Annotated in this window: 18 protein-coding genes and 1 pseudogene; 6 read left to right on the top strand and 13 right to left on the bottom strand. The window is 56.4% G+C overall.

All coding sequences use genetic code 11. From position 1 onward, the window contains the following. Positions 1 to 175: 175 nt before the first annotated feature. Both BSK43_RS00385 and chrA read left to right on the top strand, forming a co-directional pair. A complete protein-coding gene (locus tag BSK43_RS00385; RefSeq protein ID WP_077472790.1) occupies positions 176 to 481 on the top strand; it encodes a PadR family transcriptional regulator in 306 nt (101 codons plus the stop codon). 27 nt (positions 482 to 508) lie between these two features. Beyond that, positions 509 to 1735 (top strand): chromate efflux transporter, encoded by a 1227-nt coding sequence (gene chrA, locus BSK43_RS00390; RefSeq protein WP_077472791.1) that lies wholly within the window; start codon positions 509 to 511, stop codon positions 1733 to 1735. Positions 1736 to 1989: 254 nt separating this feature from the next. Here chrA and BSK43_RS00395 read toward each other — a convergent pair whose 3' ends face one another. From BSK43_RS00395 to BSK43_RS00415, 5 genes are all read right to left on the bottom strand, one after another. Continuing rightward, entirely contained in the window at positions 1990 to 2355 is a 366-nt protein-coding gene (locus BSK43_RS00395; protein WP_077472792.1) for a response regulator, read from the bottom strand. A gap of 69 nt (positions 2356 to 2424) precedes the next feature. Continuing rightward, on the bottom strand, positions 2425 to 3477 hold the full coding sequence (locus BSK43_RS00400) for a PAS domain-containing sensor histidine kinase (protein WP_077472793.1): 1053 nt from the start codon (positions 3475 to 3477) through the stop codon (positions 2425 to 2427). A gap of 205 nt (positions 3478 to 3682) precedes the next feature. After that, the gene (locus BSK43_RS00405) at positions 3683 to 5161 is read right to left on the bottom strand and encodes a Fic family protein (protein WP_077472794.1); all 1479 of its coding nucleotides are present in this window, start codon (positions 5159 to 5161) and stop codon (positions 3683 to 3685) included. 19 nt (positions 5162 to 5180) lie between these two features. Beyond that, positions 5181 to 5486, bottom strand: a complete 306-nt coding sequence (locus BSK43_RS00410) for a hypothetical protein (protein WP_077472795.1) — start codon at positions 5484 to 5486, stop codon at positions 5181 to 5183. 48 nt (positions 5487 to 5534) lie between these two features. Beyond that, positions 5535 to 6119, bottom strand: coding sequence for a recombinase family protein (locus BSK43_RS00415; protein ID WP_077472825.1), 585 nt, complete (start codon positions 6117 to 6119; stop codon positions 5535 to 5537). 268 nt (positions 6120 to 6387) lie between these two features. Between BSK43_RS00415 and BSK43_RS00420 the strand changes: the two are divergent. After that, positions 6388 to 6604, top strand: a pseudogene (locus BSK43_RS00420) (Tn3 family transposase); the annotation flags it as partial. A gap of 116 nt (positions 6605 to 6720) precedes the next feature. Here BSK43_RS00420 and BSK43_RS00425 read toward each other — a convergent pair. The 8 genes from BSK43_RS00425 to BSK43_RS00460 all read right to left on the bottom strand — a co-directional run bounded on the left by BSK43_RS00425 (position 6721) and on the right by BSK43_RS00460 (position 22126). Next, positions 6721 to 10008: a DUF499 domain-containing protein gene (locus tag BSK43_RS00425; protein ID WP_077472796.1), complete on the bottom strand. Its 3288-nt coding sequence runs from the start codon at positions 10006 to 10008 to the stop codon at positions 6721 to 6723. 13 nt (positions 10009 to 10021) lie between these two features. Continuing rightward, positions 10022 to 12808 carry a DUF1156 domain-containing protein gene (locus tag BSK43_RS00430; protein WP_077472797.1) on the bottom strand — a complete coding sequence of 929 codons (2787 nt, stop codon included), beginning with the start codon at positions 12806 to 12808 and terminating at the stop codon, positions 10022 to 10024. Next, a complete protein-coding gene (locus BSK43_RS00435) occupies positions 12808 to 13254 on the bottom strand; it encodes a hypothetical protein (protein WP_077472798.1) in 447 nt (148 codons plus the stop codon). Before BSK43_RS00435 ends, BSK43_RS00430 begins: the two co-directional genes overlap by 1 nt. Next, on the bottom strand, positions 13251 to 16775 hold the full coding sequence (locus BSK43_RS00440; RefSeq protein WP_077472799.1) for a DUF3883 domain-containing protein: 3525 nt from the start codon (positions 16773 to 16775) through the stop codon (positions 13251 to 13253). The genes BSK43_RS00435 and BSK43_RS00440 overlap by 4 nt, the downstream gene beginning before the upstream one ends. A 24-nt stretch (positions 16776 to 16799) precedes the next feature. Beyond that, positions 16800 to 17666: a WYL domain-containing protein gene (locus tag BSK43_RS00445; protein ID WP_077472800.1), complete on the bottom strand. Its 867-nt coding sequence runs from the start codon at positions 17664 to 17666 to the stop codon at positions 16800 to 16802. Between the two features lie 376 nt (positions 17667 to 18042). Next, positions 18043 to 19356, bottom strand: a complete 1314-nt coding sequence (locus tag BSK43_RS00450; RefSeq protein WP_077472801.1) for a calmodulin-binding protein — start codon at positions 19354 to 19356, stop codon at positions 18043 to 18045. Beyond that, positions 19353 to 21713, bottom strand: a complete 2361-nt coding sequence (locus BSK43_RS00455) for an AAA family ATPase (RefSeq protein WP_246662458.1) — start codon at positions 21711 to 21713, stop codon at positions 19353 to 19355. Before BSK43_RS00455 ends, BSK43_RS00450 begins: the two co-directional genes overlap by 4 nt. Positions 21714 to 21904: 191 nt before the next feature. Beyond that, positions 21905 to 22126 (bottom strand): hypothetical protein, encoded by a 222-nt coding sequence (locus tag BSK43_RS00460; RefSeq protein ID WP_136686620.1) that lies wholly within the window; start codon positions 22124 to 22126, stop codon positions 21905 to 21907. 524 nt (positions 22127 to 22650) lie between these two features. Here BSK43_RS00460 and BSK43_RS00465 point away from each other — a divergent pair. From BSK43_RS00465 to BSK43_RS00475, 3 genes are read left to right on the top strand one after another with little or no spacing between them, the layout of a single operon-like run. Beyond that, complete coding sequence (locus tag BSK43_RS00465; RefSeq protein WP_077472802.1) at positions 22651 to 22848, top strand: hypothetical protein; 198 nt, start codon at positions 22651 to 22653, stop codon at positions 22846 to 22848. Then, on the top strand, positions 22845 to 23423 hold the full coding sequence (locus BSK43_RS00470; RefSeq protein ID WP_077472803.1) for a hypothetical protein: 579 nt from the start codon (positions 22845 to 22847) through the stop codon (positions 23421 to 23423). The genes BSK43_RS00465 and BSK43_RS00470 overlap by 4 nt, the downstream gene beginning before the upstream one ends. Positions 23424 to 23479: 56 nt before the next feature. Next, positions 23480 to 25474 carry a ParB/RepB/Spo0J family partition protein gene (locus BSK43_RS00475; RefSeq protein ID WP_077472804.1) on the top strand — a complete coding sequence of 665 codons (1995 nt, stop codon included), beginning with the start codon at positions 23480 to 23482 and terminating at the stop codon, positions 25472 to 25474. Positions 25475 to 25689 lie beyond the last annotated feature (215 nt).

A 25689-nucleotide genomic window follows, 5' to 3' on the forward strand; every position in this document is an offset into this window, starting at 1 on the left:
CTCTTCAATCGAACCGAATGCTGGAACTTCTTCAACGCAGCAGGATATGCGCCATGTTAATCGTACGACGCTCTAGAAAGCTGAACCCGGTCATTGACCCAACACGGGCAATTCATATTATCGAATATCGATAACGATTCTCGATAAGATGGATATCTTGGGATTATGTGGGCGTATGGAACATCAAGACTTGCTGAACGGGCTCATTCGCCTTCACGTTTTGCATCATGCGGCCGAGGGAGAGGTCTACGGTCAGTGGATGATCGAAGAACTGGCCCATCATGGCTACAAGCTCAGTGCTGGAACGCTCTATCCGATGCTGCGTTCGATGGAGAAGAAGGGCTATCTCGTTTCCGAGAAGCAACGTGCGGGCCGCTCCGTCCGGCACATCTATCGAGCGACACCGTTTGGACGGGTGGCACTGGAGATGGCACGCGGAAAGGTCCGCGAACTAATCGGCGAGATGATAGAGCATCGCTGATAACCTTGGCATCGTCGGGAGGTCGTGATGACCGAGCACGATAATTCGGCGCGTATCGCGCAACCGACTGCCGGATCGGCTCTTGAAGTCTTTCGCGTATTCCTCAAACTCGGTCTGACGTCCTTTGGTGGGCCAATCGCACATCTCGGATACTTCCGCCATGAGTTGGTGGTGCGCCGCAAGTGGATCGACGAGGAGGGGTATGCTGATCTTGTCGCCCTCTGCCAGTTCCTGCCCGGACCAGCTTCGAGCCAAGTCGGATTCTCGCTAGGCGTCCTGCGTGGTAATGGGTTGCTCGGCGGATTCGCTGCCTGGCTCGCCTTTACGATGCCGTCGGCCGCAATCCTGGTTGCCTTTTCGCTCGCCGCAACGGCTTTTACGGGACGCGCTGCGGAAGGTGTTTTGCATGGCTTGAAGCTGGTCGCCGTCGCCGTGGTTGCGCAAGCGGTCTGGGGCATGGCGAAGAACCTCACACCAGATCGGGAACGCGCCGGGATTGCCTTGGCGGGGATTGCCATTGTGATTTTCATCGGCGGTGCGTTCGGCCAGATCGGTGCGATCGCGCTAGGAGCCGTGGCCGGACTCTGGTTCTGCCGTGGTGAACTATCCAAGCCAACGGGCCATCTCCGCTTTCCGGTGTCGCGTCGCGGCGGGGCGATCGCCCTCATTCTTTTTGTGGCGCTTTTCCTGATCCCACCGCTGCTGGTCATGACAACCGGCCATCAGGCGGTGGCGGTGTTTGACGCTTTCTACCGCTCTGGCGCTTTAGTGTTTGGCGGCGGACATGTCGTGCTCCCATTGTTGCAATCACAGGTGGTAGAGCCAGGTTGGGTCACGAACGAGTCCTTCCTGACCGGCTACGGTCTGGCGCAAGCAGTACCTGGGCCGCTATTCACCTTTTCTGCTTATCTCGGCACGGTCATGGAGTCTGCACCCAACGGCGTTGCGGGCGCATTTATCGCACTCATTGCGATCTTCTTGCCGGGTGTCCTACTGGTATACGGAATGCTTCCTTATTGGGATGCGTTGCGATTGCGACCGACCGCTCAGGCCGCCATGCGCGGCGCGAACGCAGCCGTTGTCGGCATTCTTGCTGCAGCCCTCTACGATCCGGTTTGGACGAGCGCGGTTCTGTCACCACGGGATTTTGCATTGGCGTTATCGGGGTTTCTTCTGCTCACCATCTGGAAGACTCAGCCGTGGATCGTCGTCTTGCTCTTGGCCGCAGGTGGGACGTTACTTCATGTGATTTAGGAATGGCGTAAACGGAGCGGTTACGAGAAGCTGCAGCATAGCTGCGCTATGGCTTCGGCCAACCATATTCCCCTGTGAGGTTGATGTGCTCCCACCCAAGTGGAAAGACATGGGCCAGAAAATCAGGGGAAAGTAGCTTGATCACCGGAAAGGGCGCGCAGATCGACACCACGACCGCATCCGGCCGCATGTGTTTCACCGAGTACCGCTTGGCCATCGACGGGGCGATTTGGCCTGTTGATCAGTCCCGATGATTACGCAAGTAGGCTGGTCATGGCGTCTACGATGGCGTGGTCATCGTAGGGTTTTGGGAAGAATCTGCTCCCGGTTGGCAGACTGCTTTCTTCGAGAATTGCATTGCCGGAAGCAACAAGCAGCTTCACGGGTGGCCATCGTTCGCGGATGTAATGGGATAGCTTAATGCCGTCCATCGTGCCGGGCATCTGAACATCGGTGAACACCAGATCGATGTCATCTCGCGCCTCAAGAATGCGTATTGCCTCATCAGCGTCGCGGGCTTCTAACGCGTCGTAACCCGCAGAAAGCACCAAATCGACGGCACCCATCCGTATCATTGTGTTGTCTTCGACGACGAGGACTACTTTTTTACCGTTATTCATTGACGACTCGGGTTGTGTAGGGCTGGGAAGCCAATTTCGGCATATAGTGCTTCGGATGGAATTAGGTTCCTACGCAGCCTCTGTAAGGTCAGCTTGGAGACGGGCGCTTTCCCGATGGCTTATTGTCACGGCGGTTCCCGGGTCCGCATCGCTCAACTGGATTTGCCCTTGCAGATTCTTGGTCAGCGCTTCCACGATGCCGGTTCCAAGGCCCGCCTTGGGCGCATCGCTCCCCGAAGGCATGCCAATGCCGTCGTCAGTGACCGAAAGCGTCCAGTCCTTGCCCTTCGAGCTGTAGTCGATCACGATCTTGCCTGTTCGTTCATCGGGGAAGGCGTGCTTGAGCGCGTTGATCACAAGCTCGGTCACGATAAGCCCCAGACTGACAGAAATGTCTGCCTCGACAGCGCTGTCATCGACCGTCACCGAAATCGAGAGACGGTTCGAGTCCTCGATCATCGACGCGCCAAGGCTCTGGCAAAGTTGCGTGAAATAGGCACGCAGTTCGACGCTTCCGCCTTTGGATGTCGAGAGTTGGCGCTGCAAGGCTGCAATCGACATCACCCTGTGGTGAGCGTTGTGGAGATGCCCGCGTGCTTCCTCGGATTGAACGCGACGTGCGCTCTGCATCAGAACGCTCGCAATGATCTGGAGGCTGTTTGCCACCCGATGCTGGACCTCCTGCAGAAGTATCTCTTTATCACGAACAAGATCATCCTTGAGTCGAGCCTCGGCGCGCACATGGGTTACATCGGTCACCGCCAACAGCAGACGAATGCGATCCTTGTCGCCATCGTTGAGCGTGCGAGCGTTGAGGACCAAATTGTGTGTCTTGTGGTCCGGCCGCTTGAGGTCGATCTCGTAAGCGTCGATCTGCACAGTTCCTGAAGCGGTCGCCTTCAGCAGTGACGCAAGCTTGGGCATCGCCCATTCACCATTGCCAAGTTCGCGAAGAAGCTTTCCGGAAATGGTTGCCGGGTCGATCTCGAAGGCCTGGCAAAACGATGCGCTCGCCGCGATGACTTTCTGGTCTTCGGACAGGAAAAGCAGTGGTTCGTTAGACGATACCACCACGGCAAGCGTACTCGCCGCCTCAAAATGCGCAATCGGAATATTTGTCATGATATGGCCCTCATGGGCCGAAAGCTCGCGGCGCGAACCATTACTCGGCGGGAACGCCGTCTATTGCGGCCAGAAGGCCAACGCTCTAACTCATACTATCATGCGCGGTCTGGATCGCAGCACACTTTATTGGCATGGTCACTTTCTGAAGTCTGAGCTGGATTGCAGGCCATCCTATATGTGATAATGTCCTTTATCACCTGATCTACAGATTTTGGGATAGCTCTTTCAAGACGATTTTCAAGACGCCCTCGCGCCAAGGTGCAAAACGGGAAGCCAGGCGTTCCGGGTCTTCATTGTAGAAAAATACAAAACCTTCTTCCGCTACAGGCACAAGAGCGGTCCTGATTTGGCCGTCCTCATCAGTATCCTTGAATTCAAAAAAAGGTGCGCAGATTAAGGACCCGTTGAATGGTCTGCCGATGCCATGAATTGCAAAAACCAGTTGTCCCCGGCGCGACCAACGAAGGTTCAGAGCAACCCAAGATCTGAAATCGGCGGTATCAGCATAGTAATCGAGGTGATTTTTGGCATTTTCGATCACTTGCGATCGAAAGTAGTGACTTGTCTCTTCGTTGGAGCGAGTTACGAACGCGCTGGAATTGTTCGCAACCTTTTGAAGGGCGGTAAGGATTGTGGGTGCAAGAGCCTTCAGGCGTTGTTCCAGATCGTCCTCGAGCCGATGAGCAAGTTCAAAGACCCCTTTGAATGCACTGATCTTGTCCGCAGCAATTTTACCTGCGGCTTTTATCAGACCTCCAAGGGCCGCCTGAACGTCGTCCTCAGCCAGAATCGCTTCAGAAATAGCCGTTGCTTTCCGGAATTGAGTAATCTGCAGCTTTGCGGTTAGACTGATGAGGGGCTTCAAATTACCATTGTCGGCCGCTTCGAGTGTATCCAAGTAATTTGGCTTGTCGTCTCTGGTCACAACCAGCGGAAAGAGACCATCCTTCACGAGCACAAGCGAAGCTATTGCGCGTGCTACACGCCCATTGCCATCCTGGAAGGGGTGAATCTGAGTGAATCTGTGATGAAGCCATGAAGCCTGCACTTCAGTAGGCACGCCCGCTGATACGTGTTGTGCATGGAGAGATATCAACCTATCCATCTCAGATTGAACGTGCTCAGGCGGACAATACATGTAAGTCACCCCGTCTCGTACCGGGTAATTGGCCTTGGTTTTCCACGTGCCCTTAATCAAATCTATCTCGACGTGATGTCCTTGGGCATCAATCCCTTCGGTGGTGTCCTGACTGCGAAGCAGTGCTGCATGAAGTTCTTTTATATATGACGTGGACAGGCTCCGATCGCTTTTTACAAAGTCGAAGACGCCGTCCAGAGCCTCTTTCTGATCGCGCAATAACTGAATAACGTATTCTCGCGGCTTGTTGGTAGAACCATGGCTTAAAAGTTCGGCCTGAAACCCCCGCTCAATGAGGGTTTGGGTGACGCCGCGCTCAATTTCATATAAGTTTTCTATGACGCCGGTCTCGATAGCCCACTCTCGACTGAGTTTCTCAGTAAAATCAGATAGTTGAGAGGTGCCTTTCAAGCGCATTCGCTGTTCAGTCCAGACCGCTTTAATCCCCGGAATCTCCGAAGCACTTAGGTCGCGAGGACCAGATTCCAGATCGGTGATACCGGTCGCAGGATTCCAGATCGGTTGCATCGCTTCTGTCGTCATTTTCTACCTCGCGCAGTTGTCAGTTATTCTTTGGAGCGAGCTTGGTCTCGTTGTAATCTTCAAGCGGTGCAGGATAATTCGTGATTGGAAACATGTCTTCTCCATAGTGGTGGAGCCTCGTGTGATGTCGTCGGCATAACCACCTGACCCGTAGAGGTTCGTCGTATTGATCATGATGGGCATCGACTGTTTCGACCCCGCAGACCTCACACGTTTGCTTTTCCAACGCTCCAGCCTTCACCGCTCTCTGCACGGCAAGGTGTGCATCATATTTGCCTGGATTGGCACGACGCCAATTCGCTTGGCGGGTGTCAGTTTTCAGCATCGTTGCATCCGGCTTTATCGAGATATGGGAGAGTTTTACGGATCGGCATCAGCGTTCCTCCTTGACTAAGGCTGTTGCACGGGCTTGCGGAAAGTAGTTGTAGAATCCGGCCCGGCTGAGGCCCAGCCGTTTGGCGATCTGCGCAACGGGTATAGTGCCGGCTGCCAGCATGGCTTTTCCAACTTCAAGGTCGGTTTCAGACAGCTTGCGCGGCCGCCCACCTTTCTTCCCGCGCGCCAAGGCAGCTTTCAGGCCTTCCATGGTGCGTTCGCGATTGAGATCGAGGAAGTATTCCGCCATGGCGCCGTGCATCTGGAGAGCGAAACGGCCATGGGCAGTCTCGCTATCGAAGTGCTCGGTCAGGCTTTGAAACTTGATGCCGCCCTTTTGCAGGCCGTCAATAGTGCGCATCATCTCGACCAGTGAGCGGCCTAGCCGGTCGAGTTTCCACACGACCAGGACGTCTTCAGCGCGCAGGTAGGCAAGAGCGGCATCGAACTCCTGCCGCTTGGTGCCGGCTCTGCCGGATTTCTTTTCCTCGAAAATCTTCTGGCAGCCGGCGCGTTGAAGCGCATCGCGCTGGAGGTCCAGGTTCTGATCTGTGGTTGAGACGCGTGCGTAACCGATGAGCATGTCCAGATTCTGATACATTACCGATTATTGGTCAATAGAATGCTGGACATATTTTTTGGACGTGGATGCGCCGATCCTTGAAGCACTTTTGCCCTTAAAGCGGCGATGTCCCACAATCGGTCGTTTTGCAGACATGGTGGAAGGTGGCAGATTTTATCCTGCCCGTTCGGGATTAGCCTACCTAAGGGCCTTGACGGTCACAGCGTCGGCACAACCGGCAACCATCTCCGTCAGGACGAGGTCAGTGCCCAGAATTTAAGATGCCGGTGGCAAAATTCGCGACCGTTCCGCCGAAGACCAGCATTACCGGATTGCCAAATTGCTCGCCGCGATTACCGTCTTCTGGAACATTATGAAATTGGTCGAAGTTGTCGCACCAGAAAAGCGGTGGAAAGCTGTTATCGTCCGATCTTTTGGGCCATGTTTCGCCGCTGGGATGGGAGCACATCAATCTCACCGGCGAATATCGATGGCCAGAGCGTTAGCGTAGGATTTCGCCCCCTCCCGCATACGATCCCAAGAGGCAACATGAATGCTGGCATGCAGCCGGCTTCCATGTTGCCTAAATTTCACTCCTCCCCCAACGCGTGGGAGGATTTGCCTACCGAATATCTTTCTCGATGAATCCCAATGTATTGGCATTCTCGATGAGGGTGCGGACCTTCCCTTTATCCATACCGGAAGGCACTTCGGCATCGATCTCGAGTTTGAGCGTGACCTCGCTGCCGGCGATGGTCGTAAGCTGTTCAACGATCGCTTCGACAATCTGGTGAATCTCTCGGGCTGGGCGCTCTGACGAGATCATCACTGTACCGAGGAAGCGCGTGGGCTTCTTCTCAGCCAAAGGTCCGTCAGAAGTACCTTCCGGCTGCGGCGTAGGCGAAGGCTCATCACCAGGACCACCATCAGGAGGCGTCTCGACCTGTTTCTGTTTCGACCGATGCGCCTCGGCGACTTCTGGCTTGATGATGACGCTTTCGCCATCGATGACCACTGCGGCGTTAACCGCCCGCTCAATCGCGAGGCCTAGGTAGGTGTCGGACTTTTCTTCCCACCGCTCGGCATAAGCGAAGGGGCCTGGCAGCATACCGCCGACGGCAGCCTGTATCGCCTTGACCAGAACGGTCTGGTTTTTAACGCGTGGCAGGTAGGTGTAGCGGTTCAGATACTCCCAAAGGTCCTTGAGAGAGAGGTGCGACTTGCCGTTCCAGATATACTTCTGGAGATCGCGATCAAGACGCGTCGGGCCGAGTTCAGCAAGAAGGCCCTCCTCGCCCACCAACTTCTTACTGGCGCGCGCCAGAAGGCCGTCCTGCGCTGGCACCTTGCCCGAGATCCATTCAACCTCAGCCTGTGCGCTTTCTTGAACAGGGTAATGGAGGTAGCACCATGCCTCTCGTAGGCGCGTTTTCATCGTCTCATGGGCTTCTACAAGCTTGGCGCGAGCTAATGCGTCATCACTCTGAGTGAGATTGAGCCGGTCCTTTTCCTTAACGATCTCGCCCCATGCTAGAGCCGACCGAACAGCGTCTTTAAGGTTGTCAAGCTGACGGGCTTCCGCAGCGATGAAGATCAGCATGTTGCGATACACGCGCGGCGTGCTGCCACGCTGAAGAAACATCTCCTTTGCTTCGATTAGGGCTTCAGAACCATCTCGTCCGTTATGAGGATGGGCTATGCCAAGTACGACGGCACGCACCCCGCCCGCTTCGTCAGGCACCTCGGCAGAGGAGGTCGGTGCCACCTGCACCGCCTCGAAATGACCACGGTCGGCGATCGCGTTGATATATTTTGCCAGCTCGCGATCAATCTCCATCAAGACCAACCTCTCGTCGAACTGACCTGCCTTGTCGGCCGCGATTCGATTGAGGCTCGCCGACATCGAGTACCAATATCGGCCCAGATCGGAGTGCATGAACTTAGCCTGGTTCGTCAGGCGCCTGAGGGCATCGCCGAAGATTGCTGGCTTTTCTCCGGGCTGTACGACGCCGAGATTAATCTGCTTGTCGTCCATGCCGGTATTCTGTTGCGCATGGGTTGGAGCGGTGCCCATGAATATGGCTCGGGCAATTCGCCGAGTGGCGGAGTACCGATTGAGATTGGGTGCCCCCTGATCGACCTTGTAGGGAGTGGCGGCGGTGCCATCGACATCGGCTGCGATGATCGACTGCCAACTGACGTCGAGATAGTGTAGAAGCTCAGGCTCCACACGAGGCGAACTGACCGATACACTTCCCGGCATGATCATCACTGATGGATCGGCATTCATCCAAAGCTCGTGGATGACCTGCGCCATGAGACGAAGCACACCACGCGTTCGCTGAAACTTCTCCAGCGATCCCCAGCTTGTATAGAGCTGGTCGAAGAGTTCAGGATGAATCGGGTAAGCCTTTTCAAGCTTGCGACGATAATTCTCGTCGGCACAGCCCTGTGGGAAGTCGTTCGAGTTCTCCCGGTATAACTTAGCAAATTGCTTCAGCGTGTTGTCCCGGTGATGGAATCTGTCGCCCGGGATTTCCTTGAAGAGACGGCGACGAACAATCTCGTAGCTTTCCTCCTGCGAGGCGGGCCTCCAAGAGGATTCAACGCGGCTGAACGTCTGTTTCAGGCGAGCAAGCGCCTCTTGCCCACCTTCGCCCCCGACTTCGATCTGCGATGCGGGCAGCGATGCTACCAGCAGAGTCCCAGGGCTCGCCTTCACCGCCTCGGTCAACGACTGGACGAACGAAAGGTTTGCGTCAAAGGAACCGGAGTGAAGCCCTTCCACGCGGTAGATTTGTCGCAAGTATGCGACCCACTCATCGATTAGGATCAGGCAGGGAGCGTATTTTCTAAAGATGGTTTCGAGGACGTTAGATCCCGGCGCAATGCCTTTTGCATCGTTCTCCGCGATCATGTCGAAGCCTTCTTCGCCGCCGAGCTGCCACGCCAATTCGCCCCAGGTCGTTCGGATTTTCCGATCCCCTGTGGCGTTTAGCACATCCTGAGGGCCGCGCGACGTTCCAACGAGAACCGCCCGATTGATATGAGAGGGAACGGTCAGACCGTTCTTCTCTAGGAGCTGATCGAGGCCCGACAGATCTTGTGCAGGTGTTCCGCCGGCCATGTGGTACAACGCCAGCATCGAGTGGGTTTTGCCACCGCCGAAGTTCGTTTGCAGTTCAACGACAGGATCGCCGCCTCCTCCCGAAAGCCGCTTTGCCGCGCCGACCAAGAGGGTGCTGAGACCTTCGGTTAGGTATGTGCGGCTGAAAAACTGTTGTGGATCTCGGTACTCGGCAGGCGCACTGCCGGCGTGGACCTTGCCTAGATCTGCCGCAAATTCAGCCTGCTGAAACTCGCCGGTAGCGACGTCCTGATGTGGCTCGACGACCTCGCGCCACGGTAGAAGTCCGGCGACCGTCTCGACGGAAATCTCAAGTCGCTGCGTCTTCCGCCGCTCCTCGTTCCGCTGAAGCTCGGAGAACTTAGTTCGCAGAATCGTGTCGCGCATTTTGCCAAGCTGATCGGCAACCTCGCCCGCGCTGATAGATTCCATCAACCTACGCATTGAATCCAGAGCGCGCTCGGCGTCGTCGTACGTGAATGGCTCGTTGTGTGAGAGCTTGTTTCGTACATCCAACAGTTCGGAAACATAGGATCGCTCAGGGTGGCCCAACATTGTTCCGAAAGCCTCCTTCCAGAAGGCCATCATCGTTTTCAAAAGACCTTGTTGGTCCCATGCCACCTCACCTGCGGAATTGGGCTTCAAGCCCTGGACGCGTTGGATGACCTCGATCTGCCAGTGCCCCCGAACCGAGTTTTCGAGCCTCTTCTCTACAAATGGGACCAACGCGTCCGGCAGCAACTCCATGCCTTCAAACACATATTGGCGCGTACTTTTGGCCATTTCCGTCGTCCCTTCAGAGTGCCAACCGGGTCTGACGATCCCCACCCACGTCGTGTATCGCTGCCGCCTGCCGAGTCAGCTCCGTCCAGACAGCGATCAGCCCATTGTAAGAAGTGGCTTCCTTAGAATCTGACCGCTTTTCGCAGATGCCGTACAGACAATATGCCAAATCCTTGACTGTATCCGCCATTTCGGAGCCAAGCTTTTTCATGAGCAATGCTGCAGCCTGCTCACCGTCCGTCTCAAGCGCGCGGATTAGATGTTGGCAGCATTCCCAGACCGTAAGATGACTGTCAATATCCGAATCCCAAGATAGATCCAGCTCGTCACGGCCGATTATTCTCACCTTCCCCGCAGAGCTTTCAACGATACCGGCATGTTTGACGCTATCGACAGAAATGCCACGAGCTTGGGCAATACTATTAGCCGTCCCATAATCACCGGCTTTGACACCATTCTGTTCAAACCATGTTATTGCGAAGCGAGTGTCAGGATCGAACTCTCCCTGTATTCCGCCAAGGTATTCGTCGAGTTCCTTGTTGATTAGCTGCAACGCCGCTTTCACCGACATGGGACTATCGTCCGATTCTAACACGGCGCTGAAGCGAGAAAACACACCCATCCCAGGACCAATCGCCGATTGAGGCATGTCTGCAGGAGCGATGTTCGCGGCTTGGAGGTCGCGGATAGCAGGCGGTAGCTCACGTTTCAAGGCACGCAGAAACTCGGCCCGCGTAACGACTTCGGCATCGTCCGTCCTCTTTCTACAGACGAGTACAACCGAATTTGCGAGCGCGTTGGTGCCGACCGCGACCATTCGTCCCGGTTTTTCCGTTCGGACCGGCCACGTGCCCACAACGGAGAATCCAGCACCAATAATCGCTTGGATAAAGGTTGCCCATCCGGAAGAACTAACACCCTCGTTCGCAATTTCGCTTTGCTTGAAGGCATAGTAAATTGTCGTTGGGAAATCCGGATTACAATTGTCAGCCATGTTTTGAATAGCGGCAGACATGCCATTCAAGAAAAACTGCTCGGCTGCGTCTTTACCGCCATGTCGGTCCGTGGATGCGACAAGCTCCTCCGCTTTGGGAGTGGCGAGCATCCCAAATAAGTCCGGAAACACCTCCTTCAACGCAGGCTTCATCCAAGCGAAAAAGAAATCAGATACATCCGAGTATGAGATATTATCGTAGTATGGAGGGTCTGTAGATATGACTACGTTGTCTGGGTATAGGACGGTCTGAGCGTCACTGTTGGTGATACTACTTTGACCAGAAACGCTTCCGAGAGTCTCGAAACCCTTCACCATCCTATCAAATAAGCTTTTAAGGCTTCCACTAGACGAGCTAAATGGATTTACCTCTGCGTAATCCCACGTCATCGGGATAGCCTGTCGTGCAAAAGTCGAGCGCATCTGTTCATTGGGGCTATTCCAACCACAGACAGTCGAGCTGTGATTGGCGAGCTGCCCAACGAGAAATGCGAGATAGACGCTTATCGCATCAGCATATGCATCGGCACCAACGCCACCGGATGCCAGCCCCTCGCTATTGGTCGAGAGCCCAGCAGTCGCTGCGTCCTTTCTCACGACAAGGCGGACCTCGTGAACTAGTTCGCTTAGTGTGGTCAGAATCAGCAACTGACGGTCCGAAAACGCATCGCCCCAAGTCGGCATCCCGTACATTGGCAGCCGATCGACATCATGCGACGGGGCGGGGACGCGTCCATTTGGTTTCCAAGATGGGTTTGCCTCAGACGCTATCTTCTCGTGCTCTGGCGTCGGTGCTAGATACACCCTTCCCCTTGGACCTTCGACGACAACGGCCATCAGTTGCGCGCCCAGATCGCCACGGAGCGCGGCCTTTCGGATATAGGCTGTGTCGATCGCCGCATCGGAGAGAACACACCGGAAATTCGCGCGCCCAACTTTTGTGCCGGTTTTGGCCTTTTCAAGTTCAGCCGAGGTTCCGCCCATGTGAACCTGGAAGCTCACAGCCTTACTCGAACGGTCCGCGATGCACTCGATCCAGGCTTCCTTTCCGGCGTTTGCGCTGAGCTGAAAGCTCGATGCGATTGGCACTGGTGAGTTGCCGAACGCTGGATCTGGGCTCGGCACCGTGCGAGCCCAGATCCATGCAATCACTGTTCCCTTGCCCCCGCCATAGCTTTTCGGGAGTCCAATGGACGGGTAAAAATGGCCGACACGCTTTACCGCCTCGGCGATCATCAAGTCACCGTAGAACCTAACATCCTCGGCGATCCCACTAGCGTCGCGGTAGTGATTAAGGTTCTGAATCCCGGGATGGACGGGCTCACAATCCCTAAATTTTTGCGGGATTTCTATCATCGCCTTGCCGATAGTAACGGCGACGGGATTCAAATCTGAACCGAAGGTCGGCAAGCCAAGCCGCTGAGCCTCTAGCGGAATAGAGCCTCCGCCCGAAAATGGATCATAGACAGAGGGCAAAACGCCGTCGCACGACCGAAGTATCTCGTTTCTTGCTCGGCTCAGCACCTCAGAATTGGTAGAGTTTTCCCATTTGACGAGATCCTCGATGATCGAGAAGAGCCGGCGCCGCTCAGCGTCCTGTTCCTCGGGCATCGGGAACTCATCGGGCCTGCTTGATGGATCGTCTACCAACTGTGCGAACAAAATGGCACGGCACGTTGCCAGCGGACGCCTTGCCCACCAAAGATGAAGTGATGAAGGATGGCCATGCCGGATCGACTTCTCGCGTGCGGAAGCCAAATTTATGGCTTCGAGCGGAACGGCAACCTCGATAAGCTTCTTCTTCATCAACGTGCCAACTCCTTAAGCATTTGTTCTTCTTCGGCGTCCAGATTCTGAAAGTTCTGCGGCGGTGAGAAGGATATTACGTTTTCAATTTGGAGTAATCCGACTGGACGGGGAAAGAATTCAAAATCGTCTAAGTAAATCGCTCCAACTGACTCCCTTTCTCCCAAATAATTAGCCAGCTCGGCTTTTGTTATGCAGCCAAGGCTCGATAAATCGAGAGCTTCCTGGACGTGTAGGCGCTTTATATCGCTTACGCTGGCGCTTCCAATTATCGATTTGACTGGAGCGCCGATATAGAAATAAACCCGGTTAGGCAGCTTTGACGGAAACCGCTTCCTAAAGAAGACGCGGACATTTTCCGATCGAAGCGGTTCCTCCCACCGACTGAAAAAGGAATACACGACGGAATGGGCGCGCCGCTCCTGGGTCAAATTATTTTCACTCATGCGGGCATTCCTGATCGGGCGAGCAGCTTTGCTAGGTTAAACTGTATCGCCGTCGTTTCAAACGAAGGCTCATGGTCTGATAAAGGTCCATGTAGATAGCGCGGTGCCTGCGCACTTCCGTTCTCGACCTGCACGATAGCGAGAATATATTTGTCTGGTTCATGCAACGAGGTGATGACCTCTTGTCGGGTGATCATCACGCTATCAGCTCCGTGAACACGGCCCTTGACCTCAATGAAGCGCAGATGTTTCGTCGCGGGATCGTAGGACGCGATGTCATAGCCTACCTTCTGCGCCGATACGTCGGTCGGGACGTTCCCAAGGGTCTGCTCTGTCGCCATCACTGCCTCCATAGCAGCCAATTCGATCGCGCGCCGGGCAATCGGATCGATTGCGAAACCCTGAGGTGTCCCTTCGAGCGAGCCAGGACCAAACGAAGCTTGAGCGTCCAACAGACCGCGTGGGATCACGACCATCCCGCCACGTACTCGAGGCGGTTGAGATGAGATGAAACGTTCCTGCTCCAACTGCCCCATGCGACGTTTTTGGCGCTCGGCCAGATCCTCGGCACGGCGCTGGGCATTCTGCCAGCTGAGGCGCGTTTTTTTGCCGGCCTTCTCCTCCTCCTTAAGCTCGAAGGCACGCGAATCCCAGTAGTTGATCTCCTTCTTTAGGCGCGCTCGGACTTCATTCTCGACCTTTTCGATCTCGGGAAGACGTCGGGCGCGGACCTCCGCGATGTGCGCCTGCGCCAGCTCCACGGTCGCGAATTGGACGGCCGTCTTTTCAAGCTCCGTCGTCAGCCAATCCTCGTCCAAGAATGGGCGAACGCTTGCGATTTCGGCAGGCATTGCGGGCCGCAGGTTGAGATGTGGCGCGATACCCGCGTTTACGGCGCGCCCCGCCTTGTCGATCGATGCGAACTGAAGCCTTTCGGATATGACATGCGGCTTGCCGGCACTGTTTGTCCTGCCATCTTGGATGCTGTGTTCGAGCAGGAACACGGCCGACAGCGCCGTGCCGGTATCCAAATCGTCGACCAAAATCGCCCCTTGGCGCATAATCTGCTCGTATTGCTCGCGGACGATGCTGATCACGGCCTCTAGCAACGGATGTCCTGGACAAACGAAGGTCGCGACGGGCTGCTGGTTGATCTGGCTTTTTTCAAAGCAAATCCGCTCATACTTTTTTTGGATCGGAGTGCCCGTGCCAATCTGACGATCACGCTCTCGGATGCGAACGGGCACATGGGTGATTTCCCAACGCCCTTCCTCACGCCGTTTCATGCGGCCACCAAGATGCTGAAAAGCCTCTACGAAGAAGCTTTGGACATGGTGCGGCTGAAGGCGCTGCGCCTCGGCGCGCTCCATCTCCAAGCGTAGCTCCTGCACTTTCGCCTCGGGCATCGTGTCGTTGGTGAGCGCGCGCCGTTGCAGCAGCTCCAGCAAATGATCTTGATCGACGGCACCATCGACTTGGCGGAAGAGGCGCGCTTTCACATCCTCCTGCTCGCCATACTGAATCGCCTGAAACAGAAGATCCCTCAGCGCGGTGCCTTCGAAAAGCTCTCCGAGAACGTCGTAGACGCGGCCCCCCAACGCCTCGCGCGCGGCCTCAAGCTTCTCGAGTAATCGCGCGTAGACCTCACCTTCCCGCGTGTCCGCTGCAACGATATTCCACAGATGGCACACCTCGGTCTGACCGATTCGATGGATTCGCCCAAACCGTTGTTCGATCTTGTTCGGGTTCCACGGCAGGTCGTAGTTGACCATTAGATGGCCTCGCTGAAGGTTCACACCTTCGCCGGCTGCGTCATTGGCGATCAGCACCAGCATATCGCGATCCTGCATGAACCGTTCGATGACATTGCGCCGTTCTTCCCGCGACACGCCGCCATGAATCACGTCCACTGCTTCGGTGTTGCCGATCCGAGCTCGAACCTTGTCGAGGAGATAGTGCAGCGTATCCTTCGGCTCTGTGAAAATGATCAATTTACGCCGATTGCCGTCGGCATCGACCATCAGATCATCGTCCAAAATGCTGTTGAGCTGTGACCACTTGGCGTCGAGGCCGGAGCGCAGGACGCCTAGCGCCATTGCCTCAAGGCCCTTGAGTGTGTCCACTTCCAAGGCGAGCTGCTCGACCGTTTCGGCGGTCGTGGCGCCGGTAGCGATCAACTCCTCAAGGTCATCGATTTCCTCTTGGCCGTACTCGTCGATGTTTCGGAGGGCGTCTGCGTTGACGTCCGGCGCGGCAAAGCCAACCCTGTGGCCTGCGCTCGCTAAACGGGTTTCGCCCAACTCGTTCTCCAACCGCTCGCGGCGCCGCTTCAAAGACTGGTAGATCGCTGCCGGCGAGGAGGCGAGACGACGCTGCAGGATCTGCAGCGCGAATCCGACATTGTTACGCTTTTTGCCATCTCCTTCCGCGAATCGCTGCACACGGTTCATCTCTGTGCGAACATAGTCGGTAACTGCCGTGTAGAGCGCCGCTTCAAGCTCGGAGAGCTGATACTTGACGGTGTAGGCGCGGCGTTCGGGGAACAACGGCCGCCCATCGAAGCGAAGCAACTCCTCCTTGGTAAGGCGACGCATCATGTCGGCGGTATCGGCGTAATGCACGCCGTCGCGGAAACGACCCTCGAAGCGATCGCCATCGAGGAGCGCCATGAAAAGCTGGAAGTCCTCCTCCTTGCCGTTGTGCGGCGTGGCCGACATCAGCAGCAAGTGACGGCAGGCTTCACCAAGCTTCTGCCCCACCTGATAGCGCTTCGTATATTTGACGTCCCCGCCGAAGTAAGTCGCAGACATGCGATGCGCTTCATCGCAGATGATCAGATCCCATTCCCGTGCGCTCGCCAGCTTGTTCTGCAGCTCTTCGTTGCGAGCTAGGACATCGAGGCGCACAATGAGCCGATGGCGATCCTCGAAGGGATTTCCCGATCGAGACGTCTCGATCATGTCGCGGGTCAGTATGTCGAACTCAAGATTGAACTTCTGGCCAAGTTCATCCTGCCATTGCTCGACCAAGCTGCCCGGAGCCACGACGAGGCAGCGTTCTAAGTCGCTTCGGGCGATCAACTCCTTGATCAAGAGGCCAGCCATGATCGTCTTGCCGGCGCCAGGATCGTCAGCGAGCAAGAAGCGTAGCGGCTGACGTGGCAGCATCTCGCCGTAAACGGCCGAAATCTGGTGAGGTAACGGATCGACCAAGCTGGTGTGGATCGCCAGATAAGGGTCGAAATAGTAAGCGAGCTTGATCCGGTTCGCCTCGGTAACAAGGCGAAGCAGAGCGCCGTCGCCGTCGAATGACCAGGGTTGGCCGTTCACCTCGACATGGAGGCGATGTTCGTCGTCTCGATAAAGTACGGTTTCGGCGACGGCACCGTCCAGAGCCCGGTAGACGACGTTGATCGCCTGATCGCCGATCCAGTTGACTGACAAAACCTGCGCCACTTGCAATGACGCGATACCGCGCACGGACGCGCCGTTCCTGATCTCTTCAAGCTTAGCCACGCCAATCCCTCGCCGGCTCTATGACCTTTTTCATGCCGCGTACTCGGCTTTTCGCAGCGCAGCTTCGGTCTCGTTCCAGTTGATCACGACGATGTGTTGACTGCGCGCCGGGCGCTTCGAGGCGTCGTCAAGCAACACCAGCCGCTTCAGGACATAGAATAGCATGGCATACCGCACCGTCAGGACGGCCGAGCCACGCTCCATGCTGAAATCCTTGGCGACTACCGCCTTCTGGCTCGTAGTCAGATCGGGATGAGGCCCAATTTCCACGCCGAAACGCTCCTGCCACAGAACGTCGTCGAACGGATCGGGGCCGCCCTCGCCCATCTCACCGATGCCCAAAATCCGCGGCAACAGGAAGTCCTTGAACCTGTCGGTCACGTGACAATACGCACGCGCATGCCAACGCAAACCGTCATAGCCAAAGGCATGGGGGGTGATCCGTCGCCAAGCCGGATCGGGCCTTTCCTTGCTCATCGACTGATAGAGGACATCGACGGACTTGCGATCACGAACAGCACTCAACACCGCCCGAAGAACATCTGGGTCGATGTCTCTGCGCGGCGTGAGGGCAGTATCAGTGTCCGGAACCTGCGTGATCCAGGAGTCCGAAAGATCGACCAAGCCTTCGGCCACTGATCGAAGCCGAGATAGATAGCTGCTCGGATCGGGTGTGAGAAAACGCGGTGCGAACGTTTCGCTTGCGACGTAGCGCTTGGCGCTCTTGTCGTAGACCGCGTTTTGCGGCGCATGTTCTTGATAGAGCGTTAGGTCTTTCGAGGCTTGCGGCACGGACACGTCAAACATGTTGATGATGTCCGATCGGTTGACGCCCCCCTCCCAAAAAAGGCGAAACTCGATGAACTCAAGGCGACGTTCGACGCCCCATTTCAGCATTGTCTCTCCCTCAATCATAGCCTCCTGCCCGCTCCCACTAGAAAGTAGATGGGAACACATTCGCGACGCAAATACTTTCTATGCTGTTCTGCGAGGGAGAGTCAAGTCGATGCAGACACCGCCTGCTAGGGGTCGGGTCCGGTAGAAGGCGAAACGACACGATAGGCGAATGCGTCGGATTTCATCAACTTAATGGAAGTTCCTGTCCGTGGTCGAGTATTCCGGCTACCGGTTTGTCCGTATTGCTGCAGATGGTGGACTTCTTCCATTCCCCATCGTGAACCTGAAACGCGGACAACAATCTCGACGTCCGCCAAACCGTCGTTTTACGGACAAGCGCTCAAGGTGTGCCTTTTGGAGCAGGAAACGCAAACGGCTAGGCCGGCACGCGCGGATTGCACGCAAGCTCCACGAGTCGCTGTACAATCGCAGCCTCGCCAGAAACAAGATCGACGCTCACAACCCGCAACCTCTCATTTCCTCCTAGCATGCTATAAGCCGCGTTTAAATCTGTCGCACCGAGGGCATCATAGTGCGGATAGAGCAGCAGCACTTCAGTGGTGCGGTACAACCGGGCATAAGCCATCATCTGGTATATATCAGCCTGACTAACACCGCGCTTCGAATCCCCAGGATCGCTCCCAATGCGTTTCCACTTGGTGTCGATGACCATCCGGATATTAGACCCATGTTTGATCAGAATGTCAGGCTTGGTCTGGAACCTCTCTTTGCCGCCCTCGCCCTCTTCGATCAGGCAATTGAGAAGCCCACCTTGCGCGATGACCACTGAATCGCTGCCCCGCAGCGCACGTTTCGCCAGCGCCGCGATATATGCCTCAAATAGCTTGTTCATTGGAAATAAGAGGGTGATTCCATACCCAGCGCTTGCGTCATGGTGGGTCGCCTGCCAGTCGCGCTTCAAAAACAGACGGGCAAGGCCATACAGCGTTTCCCAGCGGCGATTGGTTCGATCAATCCGGACCTGCTTCCACGGCAGTGAACTGGGGCTGTTATCGCCAACGTCAGCCAGCAGGAAGCGCAGTTCATCAAGGCGTCTGATTGTCTCGGCGGCGCGTGCATGTCGGCGCAGGAATAGTACACAGGCCTTCATGATGCGCAGCAGCGGCGTATCGGCGAGCAGAGTATCAAATCGGCACGCGAGCCGGTCCGGCCGTACTGCGTTGTGAGTAAACTGGCGAACCACATTGAGCCGCCCCCGCAGCGCGGCAAGATCCTCCTGTTCTGCCAGATAAGCTCGCGGCAGCCCGCGCCGGGCCTCGGCGAGAAGCCGGTCAGCAAACAAGCGGATCAGGATGTCGAGCAACGTCTCATTTTGCCTGGCCATAGCCGCCGTCTGCCCATCGCCGAGGTTAAGGCCGAGCGCAACATCGAGCATCCGTACCAACCGATTTCGGATCGCGCCGTCTGTCTGGACGTCTTCAGGGTCAATCTTTGGCAGGATTTCTAGGCTACATCCTGAGGCCGCGATGACGCCCACCATTTGCCGTGCCGTCAAATGCCGATGATGATCGACAAGTATTGCCGTACCCTCATTGCCACTCAAAGGGTGCATCTTAGCCGCTGCCAGCAGGGCATTTGCTTGTCGGCGCGAAAACCGCCCCTCGGGCGTGGCCCCGCCATCATTGTAGACGGGGACGCGACCCCATTCATGGACAGTTAGAGAGGTCATGCACTGCTTTCTGCTTCCAGATCCGTAGAGCGCGTTTTGAGGAGTAAAGTGAATGCATCGGCAGGAAAACCGTTGTTCCCGTTCGCCTGCTTCGCCCAGCGGACGAACCAGCTCTTGCGGTCATCACCTTCGCCCAATGGGCATTTTAAGGTTCGATAACCGATAAACCCCCGGCCAAGAACAGCAGCAATTCTACTCCAATCTTCAAAAAAATATTCCTGCAATAGCGGGATCACCTTATCGCGCATCGCGGCATGGACCTCATCTGATGTGCTGCAGCCGATGAAAAAGGCGTGACCGATGCGGTGTTCTCGATCAATCAGATACTCGATCCGCTCATTAATGGCGGTGAGGATGCCGATCAAATCGATCCCAGTACGTGTGCCCGCCTCCGTTAAAGACTGCGGGTCCGGCGCCATCTCCCGGAACGTAAACCGCCGCCTAAGTGCTGTGTCGAGCAGGGCAATCGAACGGTCTGCTGTGTTCATCGTGCCAATTATGTGGAGGTTAGCCGGGACACCAAAATCCTTTTTCTTCGAATACGGTAGCGTGAGAGTTATCTGGTTCGGCATTCCCAGCCGTTTATCAGGCTCGATTAATGTGATGAGTTCGCCAAATACCTTGGAGATGTTAGCGCGGTTTATTTCGTCAATGATAAGTACGAACTGGTCAGGAGAGCCCTGCTCGGCAAGCGGCGGATCGTTGTCGTCATTAGTGGCAATCAACCGCCCCAAGGCGGGGAAGTTGACTCGTTTTCCGGGCAATGAATAGAGGGTCCGCATTGTGAAATTGCCGTCTACAATCGTGTCTAGAGGCAGGGGGTCATCAAGCGTTAGCAGCCAGCGCACCTGACGGCGGTGTGCGTAATAACCCTCCGCCGAAGACTCGAACTGATAATCACCTGTCACCTCGGCAATGGCGCGAAACGCAGTGTTACCGTAGGGCACGATGACAATGTCGCCTACCTTCATTTCGGAGCGGAACGGCCAGGTCTGTGTCCAATTGCTAGGGGTTTGCTCCTCGGGATTTTGCGCGAGCCATTCTGCCTTAATCGCCTCAAAAGACGAAAATTGCTCAGGACCCCAATCGATAGACCCACCCCAGCCAAGCGCGATGTAGTTATTGGCAATCGCGGAATCGTAGACATCATCCTCACTTCCGATTGTGCCCTGGCCCATTTTCCAGAAGCGACGTCCTGAAAAATCGTAGCCGGCAGCGCCAGCCGGAGGGACCGTCCGCGTTCTCGCCTGATCTGCCAGCGCGCATATTTCGCGGAAAATTCCGGGGCGGGGCACAAGTCGGAAGCCTGCTGTAGCGCCGTCGTTCTCGCTGGCTTCGCCAGTTTCGGGTCTCAAGCCCTCAACAAAGTTTTCGTAATCATAGTTCTGGTGGAAGGTAACGAACGCTATCCGTTTTTCCGCTTCGAGTTTGCGATATTGCTCCATCAGCGCTGCCCGACCCTCGGTGGTGCCAGGATAATCTGCCTGCGGGTCGCAGAGCCTGACCGCTTCGAGTGCGGTTCGATAGGTCTTTCCTGTTCCTGGTGGACCATAGAGAATGAGGTTTGTGGGTTCCGGTTTCAATTGGACCAAACGTTTGGCTCCTTCTGATAGAGCAAATGTAAGCTTTCTGGTTGTGCTCTGCTTGGGCCCTTCAGCAATTGGTGACGGAACGCGCGCCATTTCCAAAAACTTGCGCCCCTCCAATGCCTGGCAGATGTTTGGCCAAGCCATATTGAGAGCCATTTCATTATTGAGCTGACCAACAACGACAGTTACGCTGACCTCCTTCCGCTTGCGGCCAGGCTCAATATAACGGTCCAGCACATATTGTCTGATTCGGTCGGCCTGTGATTCCGTGTCATCAATTGTCGTTTCGTCGGGCCAAAAGCCTTGGCGCGGCGGTACAGGTGGGAGCCAATTTCGGATTCCATCTTCGGCGCTCTTGATGGATAGCGCGAACCGCTCCACAGATTCCCCGTCAAACTCGTAAGTGCCTGCCAAATCCAGCCTATCGTGCTGATGGCTGAACTCGAGAAACCCGGAGCCTTTTCTCAACTGAACAGTGCCGAGGGTGCCTTCTGCCCGCATATTCTGAGGTGATCGTCGACCAAAACGTATCTGCGGGATGCTGGTATGGTACCAATCGAGCCCTGTAGCGTGAACTAGACGTGCCATCCTACAGAACGCTGCGCTCTGTTCGGTTGACCAACCCTTACGCGCAATTTGAAAGCGAGTGTCGCCATCAAACCGAGCAAGGAGGCGGTCATCGGTAATTTCAATATTCCTATTGTCTGGAGGATCGTTGCCAACTTCAGCGGTAGTGTCGGGGATCTGCTTGATTATATTGTCCGACATCGCACTACCTCCAAAACCTGGCGAAGATACTAGCGGCACCAATTGAATGATACAGTGGAGACCGGAATAGAGGGGCTACAGCAGCGTCAATCCACAGCACGCGCTGCCAAGGCTTGCCAGCTTCCCTAGCCAACCTAGATCTGGACCCCGTAATGCCGGCGCCTTTTGCTGCGAGTCTCTGAAATGTGCCGTTAATTTGGATCGACGCCAGCCCGCTCAGCCCTTACGGCTTTGATAAGACGCCAGTTAATACCCGGCTCACGCAGCATCTGAATGTCAGTCATTTCGTCGAAGTCCGAAAGACGGGTATAGAATGCGTTTCGTAGGCGTGAAATAAATGGTTTTGGCAAGGCCGTGTTTTCGAGAAGGTCGGGGTCGTTATCTCGTACATCATCAAAATCTGCTTCTGCCAAAGTTGGCCCTTTTCTGCTGAATAGAAAAATTTGGCACGATTTATTTGGTAAGAGCTTGGCACGATTTATTTGGTAAGAGCAATGTGCAGATCTGCACCTCGATTGCACATCAAGTATCATTTCGCCCGAGCCTGAACCGACGCCTCCAATTCCGGGCCTTTGACGGAAATTGTCCTGGTTAGGGCGCGTCCCCTTCGTGACCAGGCTCTATTCCGCCGGCATGCCGGCTCCACGGAACCCCTACCGGGTTTCCGCGCATCCGCGTGACGATCCTTCGCGCGATCGGCGCCATGTCGCCGGGATAGACGCGCCGCTGGCGCAACATTGCTTTGTCTGATGGGGGAACCGAGGGCGTTGACCTTCTCGCCCCCAAAATAGCCTTCCGCCCAGCTTCCTCCACTGCGTTCCGTGCAGCCGGTTCCCCGCGAAGACTATTTTCCCCCTCCATCCCACCGCTCGCGCGGCCCCGGGAAGCAGGACGAGGTCCTGCTTCGCAGTCCAAAGGGAAAAGGAAGGACAAGGGAATGTGTGAACCGACTTTCGAGGAATGGTTTTTGAGTTTTGCAGCCGAGCGAGAGCGGCTGACTGGTATGCCGGTCGATTTCGACAAGGCCTATGATCGCTATTTTCCAGCGTTCGAGGACGGCATTTGCGGCGGCACATGCGCCCGTCTGTCCGTCAGCGCCAGTGTGGACAAATACGAACTGGAGGAATTCGCATGATGCGCTTTGCTCCCTTCACCCGTGATTTCTACATCCCCAAGGGGTCCCTCAAAGTCGCCGACAAGGCCAGCGACGGCGTTGTCTATATCTTTCGCAGCACCAAGGACCGGCCCGCCGCCATGGCCTTCCACGGCAAGGCCACAAAACCCGACTGGCATCACAGCTTCTCCAACGATGCCGCCCGAGAACGCAAAATCCGGGAGCATTTCGAGGGGCGGCGGCGCTGGGCTGAGTGGCAGGGCGAACGTCGGGCCGAGCGCAAGAAGCCGCATGGTTTCGAGGTCGGTCACGTACTCTATGCCTCGTGGGGCTACGACCAGACCAATATCGATTTCTATCAGGTGACCAAGATCATCGGCGCGCAGATGGTCGAGGTCCGCAAAGTCAGCCAGATATCGGCCGACACGGGCAACGAGCCGTGGATGACCGGCAAGGTGGTTCCAAAGCTCGACGGCTTCACCGGCGAGGCATTGCGCCGCCGTGTCAACGGTCGCTCGAAATCCGTTCGCATCGACAATGTGCGCACCGCCTTTCTCTGGGACGGACGACCGCTCAACTGGACGGGCTACGCCTGATCCCCGCCGCCGCAGACATGATCACAACACCAACACCCATCATGAGGAACAGACCCATGAACGCTATCGCTATGTCCACAGACGCCGCAAAATCCGTTGTTGAACAGATCGTTCCCGCCGTCTCCACCAACATCCGCCATATCCCGTTGTCCAAGCTCGTGCCGAGTGCTGCCAATGTCCGGCGCGTCAATTCTACCGCTGGCGTGTCGGAACTGGCCGACAGCATCGAGGCGCATGGCCTCATCCAGAACCTCACCGTCAGGAAGTCGAAGAAGGGCGACAGGTTCGAGGTCGTCGCCGGAGCCCGCCGTCTTGCGGCGCTACGCCTGCTGGTCAAGGAGGGCATTTACAACGAGCTGGTGGAAATCCCCTGCAAGGTTCTTGATGCCGAAAGCGATGCGGAAATCTCGCTGGCCGAAAACACCCAGCGTGAATCCATGCACGTCGTCGATGAGATTTTGGGCTATCGTCAGCTTGCCGGGGACGGCATGACACCGGAAACCATCGCCGCCCGTTTTGGGCAATCCGTTGCCACCGTGCGCCATCGCCTGAAACTCGCCAATCTCTCCCCGAGGATTTTGGACGCCATGCGCGAGGACGAACTGACCATCGAGCAGGCGAAGGCCTTGGCGCTCAGCGACGATCACGCCGAGCAGGAAAGTGTCTGGTTCGAGCGCGACCACTGGAGCCGTCAGCCGCAGAACCTGCGATCGATCCTCACCCGCGAGCATGTGCCAAGCCGTGACCGGCTAGCCCGCTTTGTCGGCATCGAGGCTTACGAGGCCGCAGGCGGCGGGATCGTCCGTGATCTGTTTGACGAGGACGGCACAACGTTCCTGACCGACCGGGCGTTGCTGGTAAAGCTGGCAACGGAGAAGCTGGAACAGGCGGCGGAACCCCTCAACATTCAGGGGTGGAAGTGGATCGAGATCAGCCTTGATCCGTCAAGCGTTTACAATGGCGGCTATGGTCGCATCTATCCGCAAGCACGGGAACTGACCCCGGATGAACAGGCCGAGCTTGCCAGCCTCGGTGAAACCTTCGATGAGCTTTCCGCCAAGATAGAAGCCTATGCCGAGGGTGATCCGCAAATCGACGCCGACGAGGCACGGCTTTACGAGATCGAGCAGAAGATTGACGCCATCAGGGACGCCGCCAAATCCTACGATCCCGCAGAACTGGCGCGGGCCGGGTGCATCGTCACCGTAGCGCATAATGGCACCCTGCAGATCGCCGAGGGTTTTGTGAAGGCCGAGGACCGGGCCGCACTCGCCAGCCAGCAGGATGGCGAGTGCGGGCAAGGAACCGGCGACACCACCGCCCTGCCCGCAGCGGCGCAGGTGGAACCGGAAACCGGATATTCCGCAGTCCTGATCGAGGAACTGACGGCGATCCGCACCGCCGCGCTGCGCATCGAACTGGTCAACCGCCCGGAGATCGCCCTTGCCGCTATCCTTCACCCGTTGGTCGCCAAGGTGTTTTACGATGGGCCGAGCTTCTGGCGCGTTCAGTCGGCTGTCGAGATCAGCGGGCAAGCCAGAGACCTCGCCCCGTCGATCAAGGAGCCGGAAGCATGCCGCACCCTTGTCGAATGGACTGACATCAAGGAGCGATGGGCCGATCATATCCCCGGCAATCCGGGCGATCTCTGGGAATGGCTTTTGGAACAGCCGATGGACCGGCTCACCGATCTGTTGGCCGTGGTCACGGCGGCGAACCTCAATGCTGTCAACGCCAAGCACGATCACAGCCGCGACCGGCTGAACCACGCCGATGATGTAGCAGCAGCCCTCAAGCTCGACATGGCCCAGCACTGGACGCCGGAAGCGGCGTTCCTGTCTCGGCTATCGAAGGCGCAGCTTACCGAGGTGATGACGGAGGCCGGTTGCTCCGCTGATGCGATCAAGTCTATTGGCAAGGCGCGAAAGGCCGAGGCCGTGGCATTGGCCGAGACGGCATTGCAGGGGAAGACATGGCTTCCCATTCCGCTGCGCGCATCCGTTGAGGATGGCGAGAACGACACCGCACCGATGGCGATTGCCGCCGAATGAGGGCTTAACGTGTCATCGGGAACAGGTCTTGTTCCGTCGGCAGGATTTGAGGTCGGGCCGTGAGGCCCGGTTTCTGTTTGGAGGTTCTGCACCCGGCGCGGAAAGGTGCCGGGTTTGTCGTGACGGCGTTAGCGTGTCATTTCGCCCTTTTCCGCAGGGCTACCGTATATCCGTGCCCCATTAATGTTCATGGGGCTAAGCGTACGATTTGGAGC

Source organism: Rhizobium sp. P44RR-XXIV, assembly GCF_001999485.2.
Classification (GTDB): domain Bacteria; phylum Pseudomonadota; class Alphaproteobacteria; order Rhizobiales; family Rhizobiaceae; genus Rhizobium.